Source organism: Microbacterium ginsengisoli, from assembly GCF_000956535.1.
Lineage (GTDB): Bacteria > Actinomycetota > Actinomycetes > Actinomycetales > Microbacteriaceae > Microbacterium > Microbacterium ginsengisoli.
In genome coordinates, this window is the sequence record NZ_JYIY01000079.1 from 142270 (window position 1) to 165423 (window position 23154).

The window sequence follows — 23154 nt, forward strand, 5'->3', positions numbered from 1 at the left end:
GTCCACAGACACCTCATAGACTTCGCCGAGACCGGACATCGAGTCGCCGCATAGCGTCGCCGACGTGACATCCATAGCCCCGCCTTCTCAGGCCGTACCCGTCTCTCCCCCGGCCTCGGTCGCCGCTCGTCGGCGCTGGGGTGTCTGGCCCCTCGGATTGGTCCTCCTCGGTCTCGGCGCCGCCGTTCTCACGGCGTGGGGCGTCTGGAACGGATCGCAGTCCGACTACTACGCATCCATCGCGCTGTCGATGAGCAAGAGCTGGTCGAACTTCTTCTTCGGTGCGTTCGACCCCGCCGGCACCGTGACGCTCGACAAGATCCCCGGCTCGTTCTGGGTGCCCGCGCTGTTCGTGAGAGTGTTCGGGTTCTCGACCTGGGCGATCATCCTGCCGAACGCCCTCGCCGCCGTCGGCGCCGCGCTCATCACCGCGGTGACCGCCAAGCGGGTCGCCGGCACCACAGCGGGTCTGCTCGCGGGCGCCGTCGTCGCGACCACGCCGATCCTCGTGGCCGTCTCGCGCTCGAACCAGCCGGAGTCCTTCTTCGTGCTGGCGATCGCCGCGGCCGCCTGGGCCGCCGTCCACGCGGTGCAGAAGGCGAGCTTCGGATGGCTCGTGGCCGCCGGCCTGTTCATCGCGGCTGCCTTCCAGTGCTACATGCTCGAGGCTTGGGCCGCGTGGCCGGCGCTCGGCATCGCGTACCTGTGCAGCCGGAAGCCGTGGGTGCGCAAGATCTGGACGCTCCTGGTCGCCGGCGTCGTCAGCGCCGCGGCATCCGTCGCGTGGATCGTGATCGTCTCGCTCGTGCCGGCGTCCTCGCGGCCCTACATCGGCAGCACGCTGCACAACAGCGCCTGGGAGATGGTGTTCGGCTACAACGGTCTCGGCCGGTTCGGTTCGAGCACCGCCGACAGCAGTGCCTACAACTCGTTCACTCCGCCGTTCTCGGGCAGCGCCGGCATCTTCCGCCTGTTCAACACGCAGCTCGCCGGGCAGATCGGCTGGCTCGTGCCGGTGACGCTGCTCGCCCTCGTCGTGCTCTGGATCGCCAAGGTGCCGCGCACCATCACCGTGCTGATCGGTGTCTGGTTCCTGACGTACGCCGCGATGTTCTCGGTCGTGGCCGGCATGCACCAGTTCTACACGGCGTCGCTCGCGGTGCCGATGGCGCTCGCGGTCGGCCTCGCGTTCGGCGCAGCCCGGAAGGCGAACATCCGGTGGGCGCAGGCATCCCTCGTCGGCGTCGCCGCACTCACGGCGTTGATCATCGGCATCTCGTACGGCGGCTACTCGATCGTCGTCTCGATCCTGCAGCTGGTCGCCGCGGCGGTCGCCATCGGCCTCATCTACTGGGAGCGCGCGCGCACCCGCCCCCTGCGGTTCGTGACCGCGCTCGTCGCCGGAGTGGGCCTGCTGCTCACCCCGACGGTCTGGTCGGTCGTGACCATGTCGCACCCGAGTTCGATCAACCCGGTCGCGGGCGGCGTGGCGGACATGAGCGGCGGCATGGGTGGTCCCGGCGGCGGACAAGGCGGTCCCGGCGGTCAAGGCGGCTTCGGCGGTCAGACCCAAGGCGGCTCGTCCTCGGCCCAGGGCGGCCCCGGCGGGTTCGGCTCGCAGAGCGGTTCGTCGAGCAGCCAGGGCGGGTTCGGATCCGGCGGCCCGGGTGGCGCGGGCGGCCCCGGCGGATCGAGCGCGCAGGGCGGCACCGGCACGCAGGGCGGTTTCGGCGGATCCAGCAGCGGCTCCGCGCAGGGCGGTCTCGGCGGCCAGGGCATCGCGGGCATGTCGAGCTCGTCGTCGTCGGACGCCGAGCTGATGACCTGGCTCGAGCAGCACGCGACGTCGAGCACCGAGTACCTGGTCGCGACGTTCGGCGCGCAGCAGGCGGCCGGGCTGATCATCGGTTCGGACGGCGGCTCGGTGCTCCCGATCGGCGGTTTCAGCGGCAGCGACCCGGTGCCGACGCTCGCCGAGTTCCAGGCCCTGGTCTCCAGCGGCAAGCTCACCTACGTGCTGCTGAGCGGAGCGGGCGGGGGCGGCGGCGGCATGGGCGGATCGTCGTCGGGCACATCGAGCGAGATCCAGTCGTGGGTCGAGCAGAACTGCTCGAGCGTGAGCGACTCGCCGAGCTCGAACCTCTACTCCTGCTCGGCATCGAGCACCGGGTCCTGAGGGGCGCGGCCTCAGACGACGGATGCCCCGGCTCTCCCCTCGAGCCGGGGCATCCGTCTGTGTCGGCCTAAGGTGATCGGATGCCGGACTCCCCCGCGGCCGACCGCGTGATCGATGAGCTGCTCGTGCGTGGGCTGCTGCGGGCCGCCACGCCCGAGTTCGCCGAGGCTCCGCTCGCGTTCGCCGCGGAGGGCTGGGACTGCGCACTCTGGCGGGTGGGCGAGCACCACGCCGCCCGGTTGCCGCGGCGCGAGGTCGCCGATGCGCTGGTGCGGCACGAGCAGGAGTTCCTGCCGGCGATCGCCCGCCGGCTGGCGACCGCCGGAGTCGGCGCCCCCGCTCCCCTGGTCGCGGTGCACGCGAACGAGGCGACACCGTTCCCGTGGAGTCTCGTGCCGTGGTTCGACGGCGAGGCGGCGATCGACGTGCCGCGCGCGGAGCGCGGAGCGTGGGCCGGCCCGCTCGCCGCAGGCATCGCCGCGCTGCACGTGCCCGCGGCATCCTTCCCAGAGAATCCGTTCCGCGGAGTGCCTCTCGCGGCCCGGGACGCGTCGATTCGGGCGCGGCTGCGCGAGGCTCCGGTGTCGGCTGCCGAGCACGCACTTCTGGATGCCGCGTGGCACGACGCCCTCGCGGCAGAACCGCACATCGGGCCGCCGGTGTGGCTCCACGGCGACCTGCACCCTGGCAATGTCGTGGTGCGGGGCGGGCGCCTGGTCGCGCTGATCGATTTCGGCGACCTCACCGCGGGCGACCCCTGCTACGACATCGCCGTCGGATGGCTCGCGTTCTCGCCCGTCGATCGTGCCCGGTTCCTGGCGGAGGCGGGTGTCGACGAGGGGAGCCCGCTCGCCCTCCGGGCGCGCGGCTGGGCGGCGGCGTTCATCGCCGTGCTGCTGTGTGCGAGCGACGACAACCCGCGCTACGCCGCTGAGGCGCGCGCGGCCCTCGCCGACTTGGCGCGCTAGATCTGCCCGGCTCGCCGTGCCGGCGCGCGAGATCTGCCCGCCTCGCCCGGCGCCGCCGCGGAGAGACCTCTCGCCGTGGCGCTGTACCGAACGCAGGCGATCACACGAGCGCAGGAGAACGCCGCGGCATCCGTCCTGTTCTCGCCAGATCACCTGTCTCCACGCACGGGACGCTGCCCGCACGAAAGACGACGCCCCGCTCCGCCGCTGCGGAACGGGGCGTCTGACGGATGCCGCGGCTCAGGCCTCGCTCATCGCGGTCTGCGCCGCGAGCTCGGCCTGACCCTTGGCGGCGTAGTAGGCGGCGCGGGCCGCGTCACGGCGGGCCTGCTCGGCCTGGCCTGCGTCGAGGGTCTCCTGCGAGATCGGCACGCTCTCGACGTGGTTCACGCCGTGGTACTTCTCGATGTACGCGTCGAGCTCGGGGCCGGACTCCCACGAGGTGATGAGGCAGTAGCGGGGCTCGGTGCCGAGGTGGGTGGCGGCGTGCCACAGGCGCTGCGTGTCGATGATCAGCTGCGCGCCGGCCGGCAGCGCGATGCGCACCTCGCCTTCGGGATCGGTGCGGTTGTGACGCAGCACGAAGTAGCTCTCGGTGTCGTCGGTGAGGTTGAAGAACCCGCGCACGACCCAGCCGGTGCCGTCGGGGTTGAGGCGGTTGTTGTCGTCCTGGTGCAGGTTGTAGAGGCAGTCGCCGTAGCTGTTGGGCTGCAGCTCGATGATGCGGCAGCGGCCGACGTTCGCGCCCGGCTCGAGCGCACGCTCGGTGAGAGTCGGGGCGAGCTCCGTCTGGGCGGGGATCCACACGCCGTCCTTGTCGGTGCGCGGCGGCTTGTGGTTCCAGAAGCCGTTGCATTCGATCTCGCCGAAGGCGCTTGCAAGCGGTGCGAAGCGCGTGTCGCCCGACGACTTCCAGTCGACGTACTCGATGTCGAGCCACTCCTTGGGGTCGAGCGGCTTGTTGTAGCTGTCGAGAACGACGTAGCCGGTCTCTTCGAGCGCGGCGGAGGTGATGTAACCCATGAGGTGGTCAGCCTTTCGTCCAGGGGCCAGCGAAGTTTTAACAGGCCCGGCGCGGGTTAGCCTACCCTTGCCTCCTCCCACGGCCCCGGGGGCGGGCCGGTAAAATCCCCCATCATGGGAGCAGCCAGAAACATCGAGGCATCCGCGGTCAACACCATCGACTGGCTGTCATCTCCCGGCACCAACATCGTGGTTCCGGTGTACCAGCGGCAGTACCGGTGGGACATCGGCGGGTGCGAGCAGTTGCTCGCCGATGTGCGCGCGGTCGCCGAGGCCGAACCCGGGCAGACCCACTTCATCGGCTCCGTGCTCTCCACTGCGTCGACCGACGCCGCCGACACCGAGCTCGTGCTGATCGACGGGCAGCAGCGCATCACGACCCTCATGCTGCTGGTGGCGGCACTCGCGCACACCGTGCGTGACACCGACCCTCCGCTCGCGGCCCAGCTGCGCCGCGTGCTGGTGCGGGCGGATGATCCGTCCCGCACGAAGCTGCGCCCCCACCGCGCGTGGGCGGAGTTGTTCGAGGAGGTCGTGCTCGACCGCCGTTCGCCCGACGACGCTGAGCGGGCGTCGCGCTTCGACGACAACTACGCGTTCTTCCGCAGCCGCATCGGCGTGCACGACGCCGCTGCGGTGTGGCGGGGTCTCACCCGGCTCGAGCACGTGGCGATCGCGCTCGGCGCCGAGGCGAATGCGCAGCAGACCTTCGAGAGCCTCAATTCCACGGGCGAGCCGCTGCGCGACCACGAGCTGATTCACAACTACGTGCTCATGGGTCTCACGCGCGAGCAGCAGACCGAGATCGAAGACGACTACTGGCTGCCCATCGAGCGGGCCACCGGCGAGGCGATCGCGGCGTTCTGGCGCCACTACCTGATCATGACGACCGGGCGGGAGCTGGCGGCATCCGGTCATCGCTCGGTCTACGACGCGTTCCGGCAGCGATTCCCGAGACTGGATGCCGCAGCCCTGCGTCGCCACGCAACAGAGTGGCGCGCGTTCGCCGAGATCTATCGTCGCCTGCTCGACCCGTCGCTCGAGCCGGACCCTGCGGTACGCACGCACACGGCGGGCATCGGCACGTTCGGCCGGGTGGCGTTCCCCCTCGCGATGCGGGCGATCGCCGACCACGGGTCGGGTCACCGCACCCACGCCGAACTGCTGACGACCCTGCAGAGCGTGGAGTCCCTGCTGCTGCGCCGCGAGATCGTCGGGGTGCCGAACGACCGCATCGTGGCGCGGCTGTGCCGTGCGCACAGCGAGGGCGAGTCGTCGCTCATCCACGCGGTCGCCCGCATCACCCCCTCGAACGAGCGGGTGCGCGTCGCGCTCAAGTTCGGCGATGTGCCGCATCCCGGCTACGTGCTCGGGCGGCTCGCCTCGCGCGACGAAGATCCGGACGTGATCGTCGACCACATCGCACCGCTCGCGCCGGGCGACGACTGGACGCCCGACGGCGTGCGCCTCTGGGGCGACCTGAGCGACGACGAGCAGAACGCCTATCGCGCCCTCGCCCAGAGTCTCGGAAACGTGGTGCTCCTCGAGGACGAGCTGGCGATCGATGCGATCGACGCTCCCTATCCGACAAAGCGCCGCCTGCTCGGGTCGAGCGCCATCCCGCAGACGCGGGCGGTCGCCGAGATCGCCGAATGGTCGACGGCCGCGATCGCGCAGCGCACGGCAGAGCTCACCGCGGCGCTCGTCGCTACCTGGCCGCGCGCGGCGACGGGTGAGATCGACGACGACGGACTCACCCCGATCCTCGATGCGAAGCCTCGGCGCGGCTGGCCGCACGGCTGGGAGCGCGAGTTCTCCTATGTCGAGTACCGCGGCGAGCACTGGGAGGTGTACGACGTGCGTTACCTCTTCCATCGCATCATCACGCGACTCTGGGCCGATGACCGTGCCGCGGTCGTGCGGTTCACCGAGCGCAACGGCGGTCCGATCTTCTCCGAGCGGGCATGGAACGGCCAGTGGGACACGATCGACGCGACCCACCACCTCTACATGGGCTGGGACTCGACCTACATGCTGCGTGCCGTGCAGGACGTGCTGCTCGAGGCCGGCATCGCACCCGAGGTGTTCGTCAAGTACAGCTACATCGGCGCCGCGATGTGACGGATGCCGCAGCCCCGGGCCGCGGCATCCGAACTGTTCGACAGGCGTAGTGTAGTTACGACGCGCGAGCCGCACCGGCGACGCGGGCGCCGGCCCGTCGTGCACCCGCGCGCGGGCCTTCGGACTGTGACGCCTTGGAGGACGTGACGATGCGTGCTGTACGCCTGACGGCTTGGAAGACCTTCCCCACTCTCGAGGAGGTCGAGCGCCCCGAGCCCGGTCCCGGGGAGGTGCTGCTGAAGGTCGCCGGCTCCGGCGCCTGCCACAGCGATGTGTCGCTGTTCCACGACTTCGACGAGAGCACCGGCGTGTCGGGCCTCACCCCGCCGTACACCCTGGGCCACGAGACCTCGGGCTGGGTGGAGGCGGTCGGCGCCGGGGTCACCGGCTTCACCCCGGGTGACGCGTATCTCGTCTACGGACCCACCGGATGCGGCCACTGCCGCGCGTGCGTGCAGGGCGCGGAGACCTACTGCGAGAACGCGGCGACGCTGCCGTATCAGGGAATCGGCCTCGGTCGCGACGGCGGCATGGCCGAGTATGTGACGGTTCCGGCCGCGCACCTCGTGCCGCTCGGCGACGCCGATCCGGTCGCGGCCGCGCCCCTCGCAGACGCCGCCCTCACGCCCTATCACGCGATCCGGCTCGCGCTGCCGCAGTTGAACAAGGGCGGCGCGTTCGCCCTCGTCATCGGCCTGGGCGGACTCGGGCAGATCGCGGTGCAGATCCTGCGGGCTCTCACCGGTGCGACGATCATCGCGACCGACACCAAGGAGGACGCGATGACGCTCGCCGCCGAGCGTGGTGCCGTCACCGTCGCGGGCGGCGAGGGCCAGGCCGCGCGCATCCGCGAGCTCACCGGCGGGCGCGGTGTCGACGCCGTGTTCGACTTCGTGGGCGCGACTCCCACGATCGCGCTCGCACAGCAGAGCGTCGCGGTCGGAGGCCGCATCCAGGTCGTCGGCATCGCCGGCGGCACCGTGTCGTGGAACTTCTTCACGACGCCCTACGAGTCGGTCATCACGAACTCGTACTGGGGCACGGTGGCCGACCTTCACGACGTCGTCGAGATGTACCGGGCGGGTCAGATCACCCCGGATGTGCAGCGCTTCTCGCTCGACGACGCCCTCGAGGCGTACCACCTGCTGCAGGACGGCAAGCTGTCCGCGCGCGCGGTCATCGTTCCGCACGCCTGAGCGCCGACACAGCGAGCGGGCGCCGGAGGGATCCGGCGCCCGCTCGTGCGTCTGCGGGTCAGTCGCGCGGGATGCCGAGCGCCGGCAGCACCACGTGGTCGATGACCGAGATGAGGAACTCGCGCGTGACCGGCTTACGCTCCATGAGCACACGGTGGGCGACCATCGCCGAACTGACGGTCGCGACAAGCTCGAGGTCGCGCCCGTCGGGGATCTCCCCACGGTCCTTCGCGCGCTGATAGAGGAAGCGGTTCGCGGCCGCGCGCGGCTCGACCAGTGCGTCGTGCGCGGCGTCGGCGAGCTCGGGAGAGCGCGAGAGCATCGAGACGATGCCCGCCATGATCTGCAGCTTGCGTTCGCCGTCTTCGATCGACGGAGCCTTGATCATGGCGACGAGGTCACCGCGCAGCGTGCCGGTGTCGGGCAGTGAGTCCTGGTCGTACGCGCCGCGCTTCATGCAGGCGACGGCGTCGATGACGAGCTCGGCCTTCGAGGGCCAGCGGCGATAGAGCGTGGCCTTGCCCGCGCGGGCCCGCGTGGCGACCATGTCGACCGTCATGCCGTCGTAGCCGGTCTCGGCGAGCACCTCGAGGGCGGCGTCGAGGATCTCCGGGTCGCGCGTGTGATCGCGCTTGCGGCCGGGCTTCACGCCCTCGACATCGGACAGGTCGGGCTCGGCGAGGAGGGGGTCGACGAGATCCAGCGGCGTCATCGCAGCGGTCTCCTTTCGCGGGGGTGTCCTCACAGTGTACGTCGAATCGGTACGAAAGAGTTCTAGAACTTTTCATTTCCGGAACGCCGCAGTTCCGTATAGAGTGACCGTCATGACTTCCCCCACCGCGACCGCCCCGGCCGCCTCCACTCCCTCGGCTCCCTCGTCGCGCCGCTGGCTGACTCTCGTCATCGTCGGCCTCGCGCAGCTCATGGTGGTGCTCGACTCGACGGTCGTGAACATCGCCCTCCCCTCCGCCCAGGCCGACCTCGGCTTCTCCGACGGCGACCGCCAGTGGGTCATCACGGCCTACTCGCTCGCCTTCGGTGCACTGCTGCTGTTCGGCGGTCGCATCTCCGACCTGATCGGCCGCAAGCCGGCGTTCATCATCGGCCTGGTCGGGTTCGCCGCGGCATCCGCTCTCGGTGGCGCAGCTCCCACCTTCGAGGTGCTGGTCGCCTCGCGCGCCCTGCAGGGCGCGTTCGGCGCACTGCTCGCCCCGACGGCGCTGGCCGTGCTCACCACGACCTTCACGATCCCGCGCGAGCGGGCGCGCGCGTTCGGAGTGTTCGGTGCGATCGCCGGCGCCGGGGGCGCCGTGGGCCTGCTCCTCGGCGGGTTCCTCACCGAGAAGCTCGACTGGCGCTGGAACCTCTACATCAACGTGTTCATCGCCATCGTCGCGATCGTGGGCGTCATCGTCTTCGTCGGCCGCATCGAGCGTCACGGTCCGCGTCCGAAGCTCGATGTGCCGGGCACCATCCTGGTGTCGGCGGGTCTGTTCGGCATCGTCTACGGCTTCGCCAACGCCGAGACCGACGGCTGGGACTCGCCGCTCGCGTGGGGCGTGCTCACCGCCGCGGGTGTCTTCCTGATCGCGTTCGTGCTGTGGCAGCGCCGCGCGTCGCACCCCCTCCTGCCCCTGACGATCGTGCTCGACCGCAACCGCGCAGCCGCCTACCTCTCGATCCTCATCGCGGGTGCGGGCATGTTCGGGATCTTCCTGTTCCTGACCTACTTCCTGCAGGGTTCGCTGAAGTTCACTCCCATCCAGACCGGCCTCGGCTTCCTGCCGATGGTCGTGATGCTGGTGATCGCCGCGCAGCTGTCGACCAACCTGCTGCTGCCCCGCCTCGGCGCGAAGGTGATGGTGCCGTTCGGCATGGTCCTGGGAGTGATCGGGATGCTGCTGCTCACCCGCCTCTCGCTCGACAGCACCTATGCGGCCGACGTGCTGCCGGCGCTGCTCGTTCTCGGGTTCGCGATGGGCTCGATCATGCCCGCCTCGATGCAGACAGCGACGCTGGGCGTCGACCGCCACTTCGCGGGCGTCGCCTCGGCGATGGTGAACACGAGCCAGCAGGTCGGCGGATCGATCGGTACGGCGCTCCTGAACACGATCGCGGCCACTGCCGTGACGAACTACATCGCCGCGCAGACGGTGCGCACGCCCACGCTCGGCGAGTCGGCGGCGATCGCGGGCTACCAGGCGGCCTACGTGTCGGGCGCGATCTTCTTCGCGGTCGGCGCGGTGCTCTCGGTGCTGCTGTTCCGTCGCAAGGGCCGCGGCACGTCGGTCGCGACGGTCGCCGACCCGGACGCGCTGCCGGTCGCCGCGCACTGATCTCGAACACCGATGCCCCATCGGTCGCTGCGGCTCCGCCGCGCGACCGATGGGGCATCGTCGTGGGTTCGGCGTGAGTAGTGTGGGCCGCGCGGCCCGCACCTCGAGCCGACCCGCGAAGGAGGCATCCGATGGACATGAAGCTCGAACTCGTCCCGATCCCGGTCTCCGACGTCGCTCGCAGCATCGCCTTCTACCGGGATGTCATCGGCTTCCACCTCGACCACGATGTGAGCCCGCGGGAGGGCATGCGCATCGTGCAGCTCACCCCGCCGGGTTCGGCGTGCTCCATCGCGTTCGGCACCGGCTTCGGGCTCCCCACGCCCGATGAGTCGGTGATCACGGGCCTTCACCTCGTCGTCGACGACGTCGCTGCGGCCCGCGACGAACTTGTCGCGCGAGGGGCGACCGTGAGCGGCATCGACGACATGGGCGGGGTGCTGTACGCGCACTTCCGCGATCCCGACGGCAACTCCTGGTCGCTGCAGGAGATCCGCGTCAGCGCCCGCCCCTAGGAGCGAAGCGCGCGCACCATGCTCTGCAGGGCGCCGAAGGCCGCGACCTGTTCGGGGTCGGTCATGCCCACCAGCATCCGCTTCTCGACGCCTCTCACCGCGATGGATGCCGCAGCCAGCCGCTCGCGGCCGAGCTCGGTCAGTTGCGCCGGCAGCGCCTTGCCCACTGCGGCCTCAGCCGGCCGCACCACCGACCCGTCGCGTTCGAGAGCCTGCAGCAGCACGTTCATCGACTGACGCGTGATGAACGCGCCGCGGGCGAGCTCCGAGTTCGAGAGTCCGGGCCGCTGCGCGAGCAGTTCAAGGCAGGAGTAGTGGGTGACGGTCATGTCGTGCGGGCGAAGTGCGTCCTCCATGGCGGCGCGCAGCGCGCTGGCCGCCTGTTTGAGCAGGTATCCCAGCGATGTGTCGAGGTCGATCGCCTCACCAGCTTGACTCATGTCAGTATTCTGACATACTCTCGGGCATGTCAGAAATCTGACACCAGATCGAAGGAGCACCCATGCCCGTCACCGGCCCCGATTTCGTCTCGCTGCAGGTGCGCGACCTCGACGCATCGCAGGCGTTCTACGAAGACTTCCTCGGCCTCGAACGCTCCCCCGCAGGTCCGCCGCACGCCGTCGTCTTCACGACGACCCCCATCGCCTTCGCCCTGCGCGACCTGGTCGCCGGCACCGATCTCGACAGCGTCGTGCAGCCGGGTCTCGGCGTCGCCCTCTGGTTGCACGCGATTGGCGTGCAGGAGATCCATGACGCCCTGGCAGCCGCCGGCCACCCCATCGTCACCGCACCGTTCGACGGACCCTTCGGCCGCACGTTCACGTTCGCCGACCCCGACGGGTACCACGTCACGCTGCACGACCGCGGCTGAGCCTCGCCGCACACAGCAAGAAGCCCGGATGCTCCGCGAGATGCGGACTTCCGGGCTTCTTCGTCTTGCTGGGGTACCTGGACTCGAACCAAGAACAACTGAACCAGAATCAGCCGTGTTGCCAATTACACCATACCCCAAGGGGGTGAACGACCTCAGTCGCACCGAGGGTCGAGTCTACCCGACGCCCTCCCCGCGCGCCAATTCCCGGCACGCCGGTGGCGGTCAGCCGATCCGCTGCACGAGCGCGTCGAGGCGCGCGATGGTGGCCTGCTTGCCGAGCAGCTCCATCGACTCGAACAGCGGCGGCGACACCCGGCGACCGCTCAGCGCGACGCGCAGCGGGCCGTAGGCGACCCGCGGCTTGAGGCCGAGGCCGTCGACGAGCGCGGTCTGCAGGGCGTCCTGCACGGATGCCGCGTCGAACCCCTGCTCGGCGACCTCCTCGAGTGCACCGACCGACGCAACCAGCACCTCGCCGGCGTTCGCCGGAAGCCCCGCGAGGGCGTCGTCTTCGTAGGTGACGGTGCCGGTGAACAGGAAGCCGAGGAGGCCCGGCACGTCGCCGAGCACCTGCACGCGCTCCTGTACGAGGGGTGCCGCGGCGGCGATCAGCGCGGTCTCCGCGGGGGTCGGGGCATCCGAGATGACACCGGCGTGCTGCAGGTACGGCACGATGCGGGCGGCGAAGTCGTCGGGGGCGAGCAGGCGGATGTGGTCGCCGTTGATCGACTCGGCCTTCTTCTGGTCGAAGCGGGCCGGATTCGGGTTCACATCGGCGATGTCGAACGCGGCGGTGAACTCCTCGAGCGAGAACACGTCGCGGTCGGCGGCGATCGACCAGCCGAGGAGCGCCAGATAGTTCAGCAGGCCCTCGTGTATGAAGCCGCGCTCGCGCTGCAGGAACAGATCCGCCTGCGGGTCGCGCTTGGAGAGCTTCTTGGTGCCCGTCTCCCCCAGCACCAGCGGCATGTGGCCGAAGCGGGGCACGAAGTTGGTGACGCCCGCCTGGATGAGCGCGTCGTACAGCGCGAGCTGGCGCGCGGTCGACGGCATGATGTCCTCGCCGCGGATGACGTGGGTGATGCCCATGAGCGCGTCGTCGACCGGGTTCGTGAACGGGTAGAGGAACTTGCCGCCCGCGCGCACGATGACGAAGTCGGGGAAGGATCCGGCCGGGAACGTCACCTCGCCGCGGATCAGGTCGACGTAGGTCAGGTCGGTGTCGGGCACCCGCAGCCGGAACGCCGGCTCGCGCCCTTCCGCGCGGAACGCCTCGCGCTGCGCGTCGGTGAGGTCACGGTCGTGGTTGTCGTAACCGAGCTGCTTCGCGCGGCCGGCCGCCTCGTTGCGCGCGTCGATCTCCTCGGGAGTCGAGTAGCTCTCGTACACGAGCCCGGTGGCGACGAGCTTCGTCAGCACGTCCTCGTAGATCGCGGTGCGCTCAGACTGCCGATACGGCGCGTGCGGGCCGCCGACCTCGACACCCTCGTCCCAGTCGATCTTGAGCCAGGTGAGCGCGTCGACGAGCTGACGGTAGCTCTCCTCGCTGTCGCGCGCGGCATCCGTGTCCTCGACGCGGAAGATGAGCTTGCCGCCCGTGTGACGCGCATAGCCCCAGTTGTAGAGGGCCGTGCGCACCATGCCGACGTGCGGAAGGCCGGTCGGCGAGGGGCAGAACCGCACCCGAACGTCGGGTCCGGCGGCGGTCGTGGTGGCGGGGTGCGGTGCGGAAGACATCGCCGTCCAGTCTAGTTCGCCGGGCCGTCGCCGCCCGAGGCCACTGCCGCCGTCACCTCGGCGATCGCGGCGAGCACGGCGGCGACCGCCGGCACCCGCTCCGCCCCGTGCGCGGTGACGGTGTGCAGCGTGCGCTGCTCGGTTGCGGGCAACGGCACGGTCACGATGCCCGGCAGCGCCGGGAAGGATGCCACGGCCAGCCGCGGCAGCGTCGCCACCCCGATCCCCTGCGCGACGAGACTCTCCACGGCCACGAAGTTGTCGGTCTCGAACGTGATACGCGGCACGAACCCCGCACGGTCGCAGAGCTCGAGCAGGTGTCCGCGGCACTGCGGGCAGCCGGCGATCCAGTCCTCGGACGCGAGGGACGCGACATCGACCGTCGTGTGCGCGGCAGCGGGGTGGGTCGCGGGCAGCACCGCGATCATCGGCTCGACCGCGATCTCCCGCACCGACAGCCCCTGGGCGCTCGCCCGATGCGGATCATCGCGGTCACCCGGGTAGCTGAACGTGAGCGCGATGTCGGCACGGTCGTCGCGCACGGCCTCGACCGCCGCGGGCGGCTCGGCCTCGACGTAGGTGACCGTCACGCCCGCGACCGTCTCGGCGAGCCGGGCGAGCAGCCGCGGCACGACCGTCGGCGACGCCGACGGGAAACCGACCAGGCGCACGCGTCCCGACTTCAGCCCCCGCAGCTCCGCCAGCTCCCCCGCCGCCGCCTCGAGCGCTGTCGTCACGGTCGGCGCGTGCCGGGCGAGCACGCGCCCCGCCTCCGACAGTCGCACACGCCGCCCCACCCGCTCGACCAGCGGCACGCCCAGCCGGGATTCGAGCGCCTTGAGGTGCTGGCTGACCGCGGGCTGGCTGTAGCCCAGCGCGGCGGCGGCCGCGGTGATCGATCCGGTGTCGGCGATCGCCTTCACGAGGCGCAGCGAGTGCGCGTCGAAGCCGGGATCGGGGGTGGGAAGCGACATCCTCGAATCATAAACGAATCGCATGTTTTCGATCCACAACCTGTCCTAGACGAATGGATGCCTCCCCGTCACGCTGGAGACATGGCACCTGCGACGCTCTCCCCCGCGCCGACGATCGCCGACGCGCGCGCGGAGTTCGCGGGCGGTCGCGGCTACCTCGCTGCGTGCACCACCGGGCTGCCGCCCTGGGCGTCGCGCGATGCGCTGCGCGCCGACCTCGACGCCGCGTATTCCGGACAGCCCGACCTCGCCCGCTACGAGCTCGCGGTCACCGAGACCCGACGCCACGCCGCGACGCTGCTCGGCGTCGGCGCCGACCGCATCGCCCTCGGGTCGCAGACGTCGGTGCTCGCGGCGCTCATCGCCGCCGCGGTGCCCGACGGCGCCGAGGTGCTGTGCGTCGAGGGTGACTTCTCATCCATCGTGATGCCGTTCGTGCACGCCGGGCGCGGCATCCGCGTGCGCTCGGTCCCGCTCGCGCGCCTCGCCGACGAGGTGCGCGGTGACACCGCTCTCGTCGCGTTCTCGCTCGTGCAGTCGGCCACGGGAGAGATCGCGGATGCCGCCGCGATCACCGCCGCGGCCCGCCGCCACGGCGCGCGCACGCTCTGCGATGCGACACAGGCGCTCGGCTGGCTGCCCGTCGACGGCGGCGCGTTCGACGCCGTGATCTGCCATACCTACAAGTGGCTGTGCGCACCGCGCGGTGTCGCGGTGCTCGCCGTCTCCGCCGGGTTCCAGCCGCACATCCCCGCCCGCCAGGCGGGATGGTGCGCCGGCGAGGACCCGTGGACCTCGTGCTACGGCAGCCAGGTGGCCCTCGCCGCCGACGCGTCGCGCTTCGACGTCTCCCCCGCCTGGCAGGCGTTCATCGGCGCCGCGCCGGCGCTCGCCCTGTTCGCCGGAGTCGACCCGGCGGCTCTCCACGCGCACACCCGCACGCTCGCCGACGCGTTCCGCGCCCGCCTCGAGCTTCCCGCGACCGGCAGCGCGATCGTCACGTGGGCCGACCCGACCGGGTGCGACCTCGCACGCCTGAATGCAGCCGGCATCACGGCCTCGGGACGCGCCGGTCGCGCCCGGGTCGCGTTCCACGTGTTCAACGACGCCGACGACGTCGAGCTCGCCGCGCGCGCGCTCGGTCGCTGACCTGCTCGCCGAGCTCCGGCGGCGACGCACGTCGGGCGGCGCGTCGAGCCGTCGAACGACGCGCCCTCGCCGACCTCAGGCGTTGCGTGCGGTGTTGCGCAGCACGCCGAGACCGGTGATCTCGACCTCGACGGTGTCGCCCGCGTTGAACGGACCGACGCCCGCCGGCGTGCCGGTGAGGATCACATCGCCCGGCAGCAGCGTGAACGCCGCCGACGCGTACGCGATGATGTCCGGCACCGAGTGGATCATGTCGGTCAGCGGGGCATCCTGCGCCACCTCGCCGTTGAGCCGGGTCTGCACCCGCGCCGAGGCGATGTCGAACTCGGTCTCGATCGCCGGACCGAGCGGGCAGAACGTGTCGAAGCCCTTCCCGCGCGTCCACTGGCCGTCGGAGTACTGGATGTCCCGCGCGGTGACGTCGTTGCCGACCGTGTACCCGAACACGTAGTCGAGCGCCCGCTCGGCGGGGACGTTCTTCGCGATGCGGCCGATCACGACGGCCAGCTCGCCCTCGAAGTCAGTGCGCTCGGACTGCGGCGGACGAACGATCGAATCCCCCGGGCCGATGACCGCGGTGTTGGGCTTCAGGAACAGCAAGGGCGCCGCCGGCGCCTCACCGCCCATCTCCGCCGCGTGGTCGTGATAGTTCTTCCCCACGCACACGACCTTCGACCGCGGGATCACCGGAGCCAGCAGCGCCGCGTCGGCGAGCGGCACACGCTCCCCCGTCGTCTCGAACCCGGCGAACAGCGGGTCGGCGGCGAGCACGACGAGCTCGCCCTCGTCGACGATGCCGTAGCGGATGGCGTCCTGGTGGCTGAAACGGGCGATCTTCACCCCGTCAGCCTAGTCAGCGCACGAACGCCGACGGCGGGCGCGCGGTGGATGCCGCGGCCCGCCGTCGTGACGGTGAGAGATGCTCAGTCGTCGAGGCGCAGCATCCAGCCGTGCGTGTCCTCGCGACGTCCGTACTGGATGTCGGTGAGCACCTGGCGGATCTCCATCGTGAGCGCGCCCGCCGGCGCGTCGGGGTCGCCGATGGTGTACTCCTCGCCGATGAGCTGGCCGATCGGCGTGATGACGGCAGCCGTGCCGCACGCGAACGCCTCGACGATCTCGCCCGAGTCGACGCCCTCGCGCCACTCGTCGATCGCGACCTGGCGGATCTCCGCCTCGTGACCGAGATCGCGCGCGACGGTGAGCACCGAGTCACGGGTGATCGAGGGCAGGATCGAGTCGGAATCCGGCACCAGCAGGCTGCCGTCGCGTCGCACGAACACGACGTTCATGCCGCCGAGCTCCTCGATGTAGCGGCCCTCCGCGGCATCCAGGTAGAGCTCCTGCGCGCAGCCGTGGGCGGCCGCCTTCTCGTGCGGGAGGAGGCTCGCGGCATAGTTGCCGCCGGTCTTCGCCGCGCCGAGACCACCGTTTCCCGCACGGGAGAACTCGGTCTCGAGCCAGATCTTCACCGGCGCGATGCCACCGTGGAAGTAGGCGCCCGCGGGGCTCGCGATCACGTAGTACGCGACCTTCTTCGCCGCGCGCACGCCCAGGAAGGCCTCCTTCGCGAACATGAAGGGGCGCAGGTACAGGCTCGTCTCGGGAGCCGACGGCACCCAGTCGCCGTCGACCGCGATGAGCTCACGCAGCGACTGCACGAAATACTCCGTAGGAAGCTCCGGCAGGGCCAGCCGACGGGCCGACGCGCGCAGCCGCGCCGCGTTGCGATCGGGGCGGAACGTGCGGATCGATCCGTCGGCCCAGCGGTAGGCCTTCAGCCCCTCGAAGATCTCCTGCCCGTAGTGCAGCACGGATGCCGCGGGGTCGAGCGAGATCGGACCGTACGGCTGCACGCGGGGGCGGTGCCAGCCGCCGCCGGCCGACCAGCAGATGTCGACCATGTGGTCGGTGAACTTCTGGCCGAATCCGGGGTTCGCGAGGATCTCCTCGCGGGCCGCGGGAGAGGCGGCGGCGAGGTTCTTCGTGACGGCGAAGTCGAGGGGGGCGAGAGCGGTGTCGTTCGTGTCGGTGAGAGTCATGTCACATCCTGGAATGCTCGGCGCGAAGCGCGCGGTGCTGTCAGGTTACGCCTGCAGGCGCGCGGCGATCGCGTCGCCGATGGCGGAAGTCGTGCGAGGGGCGTCGGAGCGCGAGGCGATGTCGGCCTCGACGGCGCGGGTGACGCGGGTGGCCTCCGTGGTGAGCCCGAGGTGATCGAGCAGCAGCGCGACGGAGAGGATCGCGGCCGTGGGGTCGGCCTGCTGGGTGCCGGCGATGTCGGGGGCCGAACCGTGAACGGGCTCGAACATCGACGGGAACGCACCGTCGGGGTTGATGTTCCCCGAGGCGGCGAGACCGATGCCGCCGGTGATGGCCCCGGCCAAGTCGGTCAGAATGTCGCCGAAGAGGTTGTCGGTGACGATGACGTCGAAACGGGACGGGTTCGTGACCAGGTGGATCGTGGCCGCATCGACGTGCATGTAGTCTACGGCGACCTCGGGGTGCTCCGCGCCGACCGCGAGCACGAGCCGGTGCCAGAGGGACCCGGCGTTGACGAGCACGTTGGTCTTGTGCACGAGGGTGAGCTTCTTGCCCCGTCGTTCGGCGAGGTCGAACGCGTAGCGGACGACCCGTTCGACACCGTAGGCGGTGTTCACGGATGTCTCGTTCGCGACCTCGTGCGGCGTGCCGCGGCGGATCGCCCCGCCGTTGCCGACGTAGGGGCCTTCGGTGCCTTCACGCACCACGACGAAGTCGACCTCGCCCGGGTCGCGCAGCGGCCCCGGCACGCTCGGGTAGAGCGTCGACGGGCGCAGGTTCACGTAGTGGTCGAGCTCGAACCGCAGCTTCAGCAGCAGCCCTCGCTCGATGTTCGCGTCCTTCAGGCGAGGGTCGCCGGGAACACCGCCGACAGCTCCGAGCAGAATGGCGTCGTGCCCCGCGATGGCGGCGAGGTCGGCGTCGGTGAGGGTGTCGCCGGTCTCGAGGTAGCGCGCCGCCCCGAGCGAGAAGCGCGTCTTGTCGAAGACGACCTCGCTGCCGGCCGTGACGGCGTCGAGCACCTTCTCGGCCTCGGCGACGACCTCGGGGCCGATGCCGTCACCGGGGATGACGGCCAGCTTCACGACGCGCGACATTGCTCTCCTCGCGGGTAGGGCAGCGCTGCGGCTCGTCAGTGATCCGACCGTCCCGCGCTGCGGGTCGATCCCAGCGTAGTGGCCGCCACGACGGCGGCCACGACGACGAGCGCGGCCCCGATGAGCGCCGTCACGAAGGCTCCCTGGTCGAAGGCGGATGCCGCGGCATCCTGCAGCGCCTGACCGACCGCGGCGGGCAGCTCCCCCGCCGCGTGCACGGCCCCGGCGAGCGTCTCGCGTGCGGCGACGGCGACGTCGTCGGGCACGCCGACCGGCACCACCAGGTGCGCGCGGTAGAGCGCCGTGAGCACGCCGCCGAGCACCGCGGTGCCGAGCACGGCGCCCAGCTCGTAGGCCGTCTCGGAGACGGCACTCGCGGCACCCGCCTTGGCGACCGGGGCACTCGAGAGGATGAGCTCGTTCGAGACGGTCTCGGCCGCGCCGATGCCGGCACCGAGGCTCGCGAACGCGCCGATGAGCACCGCGAGCGACCCGGACTCCGTAGCGAACGCGACGGCCACGTAGCCCGCGAACGCGAAGACGAGCGCGACCGGCACGACCACCCGGGCGGGGGCGCGCATCGCGATCGGCACGACGATGAGCCCCGCCGCGATCATCACGGCGAGTCCGGGCACGAGCGCGAGGCCCGCCTCGATCGGCGAGAGCCCCACGATCAGCTGCAGGTGCTGAGCGACGAAGAACAGGAATCCGACGAGGGCGACGACACTGAGGAGGTTCACGATGAGCGCGCCCGAGAAGGTTCCCGAGCGGAACAGTCGCATGTCGAGCATGGGGCGCTCCGCGCGCAGCTGCCGGCGCACGAACAGCGTGCCGGCCGTGAGCCCGACGACGACGAGCACGAGCGGGACAGTGCCCACGCCGTGAACGGCGGTCTCCTTGATGGCCCACACGATCGGCACGGTCGTCGCCATCGACAGCACGATGCTCACCGGGTCGATGCGACCGGGCCGCGGGTCGCGGCTCTCGGGCACGAGCAGCGGCGCGAACACCAGCAGCGGGATGAGCACGGGAACGGCCATCAGGAAGACCGAGCCCCAGGCGAAGTGCGACAGCAGCACGCCGCCGACGATCGGCCCGAGCGCGGCACCCGCGGAGAACATCGACGCCCACACCGCGATCGCGAGGCGCCGCTGGTCGCGGTGAGTGAAGATGCTGCGCAGCAGCGACAGCGTCGAGGGCATCAGCATGGCCCCGAACACGCCCATCAGGGCGCGGCCGGCGATCAGCAGCTCCGCCGACGGCGCGAACGCGGTCACGGCGGAGACGGCGGCGAAGCCGGTGGCGCCGATGAGCAGCATCCGTCGCCGGCCGAGCCGGTCGCCGAGCGTGCCCATCGTCACGAGGAAGCCGGCGAGCACCAGCGGGTACACGTCGACGATCCACAGCTGCTGCACGGCCGTGGGGCCGAGCTGCAGGGAGATGTCGGGCAGCGCGAAGCTCAGCACGGTGTTGTCGACCGAGATGAGCAGCACGGGCAGCATCAGCACGACGAGCGCGGCCCAGCCGCGCCATCCCACCCGCTTCCCCTGCTCGTCGGCCAGGCGGATCTCTTCAGTCAGTGTCATCATTTCTATACCGTCCAGTTGGTATAGTAACAGAGTGCCGGATGCCTCCTCACTACCCTGGAACGCATGAGTCGCCCTCCCCGCGCCCGCGAGAGCGTGCTCGACGCTTACGAAGACGTCGTGATCGCCGACGGCCCGGCCGCCGCCACGATGGACGCCGTCGCCCGCGCCGCCGGCGTCTCGAAGGGGGGCCTGCTCTACCACTTCGCGTCGAAGGACGCCCTGCAGTCCGCCGTGATCGAGCGGATGTCCTCCCGCGGCGTGGCCGAGATGGCGGATGTCGCCGCCTCCCCCGTCGGCGCGATCGCCGCGTTCATGCGGTCATCGATCATGCACAACACGCCGTTCGACCGCACGATCGTCACCGTGTCGCGCCTCGCGCAGAACGGCGACGCCGTGGCATCCGACGCTCTCCGACGCCTGCGCGACGTGTGGGAGGAGACCCTCCGCCCCCACACGCGCGACGAGACCGCGCTGCAGCTCGTGATGCTCGTCAGCGACGGGCTCTACTTCAACAACGCGCTCTCGACCGGCTCCGTGCCCGGACCCGACCTCGACGACGACGCCCTCGCGGCGCTCATCGCCCTCGTCGAGCGCAGCGCCGCCTGAGCCGACGCGCTCAGACCTCGGTCAGCGAGAGCTCGCGGAAGAGGTCGGCCTGGATCGCACCGCTGACCTCGGCGAGGATCTCGTCGGGAACCGGAGAGTCGACCGTCAGCACCGCGAGCGCCTGGCCACCCGCCGAACGACGTGCGATCTGCATGCCCGCGATGTTGATGCCCGCCTCGCCGAACTTCTGCCCGTAGACAGCGACGATGCCGGGGCGGTCGGTGTAGAGCATCACGATGTGGTGCTCGGCGATCGGCACCTCGATGTCGTAGTCGTTGATGCCGATGATCTTCTCGACCATCTTCGTGCCCGAGAGGGTGCCGGCGACCGTCAGGGTCGAGCCGTCGGCCAGCGCGGCGCGCAGCGTCGTGGTGTTGCGGTAGTCCTTCGAGTCGGGCGAGGTCGTCAGCGAGATCTCCACCCCGCGCTGCTGCGCGAGAAGCGGAGCGTTGACGTACGAGACGTTGTCGCTCACGATGCGCGAGAAGTAGCCCTTCAGTGCCGCCAGCTCGTAGACCTTCACGTCGTAGGCGGCGAGCTCGCCGCGCACGTCGAGGTCGATGCGCGTGACGGCGCCGGTCGCGAGCCCGGCGAGGATCTGTCCGAGCTTCTCGACGAGCGCGATGCCGGGGCGCACGAACGGGTCGATCACGCCGCCGGCGACGTTCACCGCGTCGGGCACGAGGTCGCCCTCGAGGGCGAGCTTGACCGACTTCGCGACCGAGACGCCCGCCTTCTCCTGGGCCTCATCGGTCGACGCGCCGAGGTGGGGCGTCACGACGACGTTCGGGAGCGCCGTGAGCGCGGCCGCCACGGAGCCCTCCTTCGGCGGCTCGGCCGTGAAGACGTCGAGGCCGGCGCCGGCGATCTCCCCGGTCGACAGCGCGTCGAACAGCGCCTGCTCGTCGATGAGTCCGCCGCGCGCGACGTTGACGACATAGGCCGTCGGCTTCATGCGACGCAGCTGCTCGACGCCGATCATGCCGGTCGTCTCGGGCGTCTTCGGCATGTGGATGGTGACGAAGTCGCTCTGCTCGAGCAGCTCGTCGAGGGTCACGAGGGTCACACCGAGCTGCTGGGCCCGCGCGCTCGTCACGTACGGGTCGTACGCCACGACGTTCACACCGAACGCCTGCACGCGCGCCGCGATCAGCGCGCCGATGCGGCCGAGCCCGATGATGCCGAGGGTCTTCTCGTAGAGCTCGACACCCGTGTACGACGAGCGCTTCCACGCACCGGCGGCGAGGGACGCGTGCGCGGCCGGGATGCGGCGGGCGAGCGAGAGGATGTGACCGATCGTGAGCTCGGCGGCGGAGATGATGTTCGAGGTCGGCGCGTTCACGACCATGACGCCCGCCGTCGTGGCCGCCTTGATGTCGACGTTGTCGAGACCGACACCCGCGCGGGCGATGACCTTGAGCTGAGGGGCCGCGGCGATCGCCTCGGCGTCGAGCTTCGTCGCCGAGCGCACGAGCACGGCGTCGACGTCGGCGAGGGCGGGCAGCAGCGCCGAGCGGTCGGCGCCGTCGACGTGGCGCACCTCGAAGTCGGGGCCGAGAGCCTCGATCGTGGCGGGAGAGAGTTCTTCGGCGATGAGCACGACGGGCTTCGTCACGGGGTGGATCCTTCGGCGTTTCCGGGAGCGCACACGGCGCAGGACGAGCGCGCAGCGGCTCCGCAGGTCGCACGGCGCAGTGAGCGCCAGCCTATCGCGCCGAGCGATGCCGCTCCGACCGTGTGACGGGCTCGCAGAGCGTCACGAGCCGAGCAGCTGAGCGCCGTAGGCGGCTGCGTAGCCGAGCACGTTCACCCAGAACACCGCCGTCACGCCGAGCCCGGTGAGCAGGATCGCCGCGAACGGCAGCAGGCGCCGACGCCATCCGATCGCGAACGCCACCGCGAACGTGATCGCCGGGAACACGACCGCGAGGATCAGCACGAACCAGCCGTAGCCGTTCAGACCGAGCGGACCCGACGCCTGCGAGACGAGGAATCCGACCGCCGCCCACACGGCGTACGCATAGAACAGGCCGAAGAACGCCGAGACCGTGGCCACGAGCCACACCGGCAGCGCCGCACGGCGGCGAGGAGCGGCATCCGTCGTCATGACCCCACCGCCCCGACCATCACGAACGGCCACGGCACGAGCAGCGCCGCACCCGCGATGAGCAGCACCAGCCGCACCCAGGTGCGCGAGCGCGCCGTCAGCCAGGACGTGACGAAGAACCAGATCGCGGGCGTCGCCACCGCGAGCCACATCGCGACCGTGTAGGCGACGGGATCGACCAGCACCTCCGCCACTGTGCGCAGGCGCAGGCCCCCGACGATCCAGCCGATCGTCCAGAGCGCGTACACGCCGCCGAGCACACCCACCGTCACGAGCATCACGTTGCCCATGGGCGCGGGACCCGTCGCGACGGGGTCGCCGGCGGCATCCACCGTCTCGACCTCGTCGCTCCCCTTGCCGACCGCGGCGAACCCCTCGGGGAGGGTCGCCTTCGCGGGCGCGGCGGGGGACGGAGCGGATGCCGCACGAGGAGCGGACTGCGCAACACCCGACGGCGTCAGCGTCGGATCGTCGTCACCGTCCCAGCGCAGCGCATCGTCGTCGTCGGGTCTGGCCATAACTCCACCCTCTCACGCCGTCGCACTCCCCCGCGTTGCGCGCCCTGCCCCGGGCGCGAAACGCCGGAGCCTCCCGGCGACGGCCGGGCGACCACAGGTCGCCGCGACGGTCGCGGGAGGCTCCG

Annotated in this window: 21 protein-coding genes and 1 tRNA gene; 9 read left to right on the plus strand and 13 right to left on the minus strand. The window is 70.8% G+C overall.

From position 1 onward, the window contains the following. Positions 1 to 64 precede the first annotated feature (64 nt). Both RR49_RS16190 and RR49_RS12800 read left to right on the plus strand, forming a co-directional pair. On the plus strand, positions 65 to 2176 hold the full coding sequence (locus RR49_RS16190; protein ID WP_045248471.1) for an ArnT family glycosyltransferase: 2112 nt from the start codon (positions 65 to 67) through the stop codon (positions 2174 to 2176). A gap of 80 nt (positions 2177 to 2256) precedes the next feature. Beyond that, positions 2257 to 3144 carry an aminoglycoside phosphotransferase family protein gene (locus RR49_RS12800; RefSeq protein ID WP_045248472.1) on the plus strand — a complete coding sequence of 296 codons (888 nt, stop codon included), beginning with the start codon at positions 2257 to 2259 and terminating at the stop codon, positions 3142 to 3144. Between the two features lie 240 nt (positions 3145 to 3384). On the opposite strand, the gene RR49_RS12805 is transcribed toward RR49_RS12800, so the two are convergent. Then, positions 3385 to 4167 (minus strand): hypothetical protein, encoded by a 783-nt coding sequence (locus RR49_RS12805; RefSeq protein WP_045248473.1) that lies wholly within the window; start codon positions 4165 to 4167, stop codon positions 3385 to 3387. 114 nt (positions 4168 to 4281) lie between these two features. On the opposite strand from RR49_RS12805, the gene RR49_RS12810 reads away from it, so the two are divergent. Both RR49_RS12810 and RR49_RS12815 read left to right on the plus strand, forming a co-directional pair. Further along, entirely contained in the window at positions 4282 to 6288 is a 2007-nt protein-coding gene (locus tag RR49_RS12810) for a DUF262 domain-containing protein (RefSeq protein WP_045248474.1), read from the plus strand. Between the two features lie 149 nt (positions 6289 to 6437). After that, positions 6438 to 7484: an NAD(P)-dependent alcohol dehydrogenase gene (locus RR49_RS12815; RefSeq protein WP_045248564.1), complete on the plus strand. Its 1047-nt coding sequence runs from the start codon at positions 6438 to 6440 to the stop codon at positions 7482 to 7484. Between the two features lie 58 nt (positions 7485 to 7542). Here the strand turns inward: RR49_RS12815 and RR49_RS12820 are convergent, their stop codons facing one another. Beyond that, positions 7543 to 8196: a TetR/AcrR family transcriptional regulator gene (locus tag RR49_RS12820; protein ID WP_048808875.1), complete on the minus strand. Its 654-nt coding sequence runs from the start codon at positions 8194 to 8196 to the stop codon at positions 7543 to 7545. A gap of 112 nt (positions 8197 to 8308) precedes the next feature. Here RR49_RS12820 and RR49_RS12825 point away from each other — a divergent pair, with 112 nt between their 5' ends. Further along, complete coding sequence (locus tag RR49_RS12825) at positions 8309 to 9820, plus strand: MFS transporter (protein WP_045248475.1); 1512 nt, start codon at positions 8309 to 8311, stop codon at positions 9818 to 9820. A gap of 131 nt (positions 9821 to 9951) precedes the next feature. Beyond that, positions 9952 to 10335 (plus strand): VOC family protein, encoded by a 384-nt coding sequence (locus tag RR49_RS12830; protein WP_045248476.1) that lies wholly within the window; start codon positions 9952 to 9954, stop codon positions 10333 to 10335. Here the strand turns inward: RR49_RS12830 and RR49_RS12835 are convergent. Next, entirely contained in the window at positions 10332 to 10775 is a 444-nt protein-coding gene (locus RR49_RS12835; RefSeq protein WP_045248477.1) for a MarR family winged helix-turn-helix transcriptional regulator, read from the minus strand. The genes RR49_RS12830 and RR49_RS12835 overlap by 4 nt on opposite strands. 62 nt (positions 10776 to 10837) lie before the next feature. Between RR49_RS12835 and RR49_RS12840 the strand changes: the two genes are divergently transcribed. Then, positions 10838 to 11206: a VOC family protein gene (locus RR49_RS12840; RefSeq protein ID WP_045248478.1), complete on the plus strand. Its 369-nt coding sequence runs from the start codon at positions 10838 to 10840 to the stop codon at positions 11204 to 11206. A gap of 68 nt (positions 11207 to 11274) precedes the next feature. Here the strand turns inward: RR49_RS12840 and RR49_RS12845 are convergent. The 3 genes from RR49_RS12845 to RR49_RS12855 form a co-directional block, all read right to left on the minus strand. Next, a tRNA-Gln gene (locus RR49_RS12845) sits at positions 11275 to 11346 on the minus strand. Positions 11347 to 11431: 85 nt separating this feature from the next. Continuing rightward, positions 11432 to 12946, minus strand: coding sequence for a glutamate--tRNA ligase (gene gltX / locus RR49_RS12850; protein ID WP_045248479.1), 1515 nt, complete (start codon positions 12944 to 12946; stop codon positions 11432 to 11434). A gap of 11 nt (positions 12947 to 12957) precedes the next feature. Next, entirely contained in the window at positions 12958 to 13920 is a 963-nt protein-coding gene (locus RR49_RS12855) for a LysR family transcriptional regulator (protein WP_045248480.1), read from the minus strand. 81 nt (positions 13921 to 14001) lie between these two features. Between RR49_RS12855 and RR49_RS12860 the strand changes: the two genes are divergently transcribed. Then, positions 14002 to 15069: an aminotransferase class V-fold PLP-dependent enzyme gene (locus RR49_RS12860; protein WP_045248481.1), complete on the plus strand. Its 1068-nt coding sequence runs from the start codon at positions 14002 to 14004 to the stop codon at positions 15067 to 15069. A 75-nt stretch (positions 15070 to 15144) separates the two neighbouring features. On the opposite strand, the gene RR49_RS12865 is transcribed toward RR49_RS12860, so the two are convergent. The 4 genes from RR49_RS12865 to RR49_RS12880 all read right to left on the minus strand — a co-directional run bounded on the left by RR49_RS12865 (position 15145) and on the right by RR49_RS12880 (position 19795). Next, entirely contained in the window at positions 15145 to 15909 is a 765-nt protein-coding gene (locus RR49_RS12865; protein WP_045248482.1) for a fumarylacetoacetate hydrolase family protein, read from the minus strand. 83 nt (positions 15910 to 15992) lie between these two features. After that, the gene (locus RR49_RS12870; RefSeq protein WP_045248483.1) at positions 15993 to 17111 is read right to left on the minus strand and encodes a branched-chain amino acid aminotransferase; all 1119 of its coding nucleotides are present in this window, start codon (positions 17109 to 17111) and stop codon (positions 15993 to 15995) included. A gap of 45 nt (positions 17112 to 17156) precedes the next feature. Continuing rightward, a complete protein-coding gene (locus RR49_RS12875) occupies positions 17157 to 18209 on the minus strand; it encodes a 3-isopropylmalate dehydrogenase (RefSeq protein WP_045248484.1) in 1053 nt (350 codons plus the stop codon). Between the two features lie 35 nt (positions 18210 to 18244). Beyond that, the gene (locus tag RR49_RS12880; protein ID WP_045248485.1) at positions 18245 to 19795 is read right to left on the minus strand and encodes an MFS transporter; all 1551 of its coding nucleotides are present in this window, start codon (positions 19793 to 19795) and stop codon (positions 18245 to 18247) included. 66 nt (positions 19796 to 19861) lie between these two features. On the opposite strand from RR49_RS12880, the gene RR49_RS12885 reads away from it, so the two are divergent. Then, positions 19862 to 20404: a TetR/AcrR family transcriptional regulator gene (locus RR49_RS12885; RefSeq protein WP_045248486.1), complete on the plus strand. Its 543-nt coding sequence runs from the start codon at positions 19862 to 19864 to the stop codon at positions 20402 to 20404. A 10-nt stretch (positions 20405 to 20414) separates the two neighbouring features. On the opposite strand, the gene serA is transcribed toward RR49_RS12885, so the two are convergent. From serA to RR49_RS12900, 3 genes are all read right to left on the minus strand, one after another. Next, positions 20415 to 22019, minus strand: a complete 1605-nt coding sequence (gene serA, locus RR49_RS12890; protein WP_045248487.1) for a phosphoglycerate dehydrogenase — start codon at positions 22017 to 22019, stop codon at positions 20415 to 20417. A gap of 141 nt (positions 22020 to 22160) precedes the next feature. Beyond that, on the minus strand, positions 22161 to 22511 hold the full coding sequence (locus tag RR49_RS12895; protein ID WP_045248488.1) for a hypothetical protein: 351 nt from the start codon (positions 22509 to 22511) through the stop codon (positions 22161 to 22163). Continuing rightward, positions 22508 to 23029: a hypothetical protein gene (locus RR49_RS12900; protein WP_045248489.1), complete on the minus strand. Its 522-nt coding sequence runs from the start codon at positions 23027 to 23029 to the stop codon at positions 22508 to 22510. Before RR49_RS12900 ends, RR49_RS12895 begins: the two co-directional genes overlap by 4 nt. Positions 23030 to 23154: the final 125 nt, after the last annotated feature.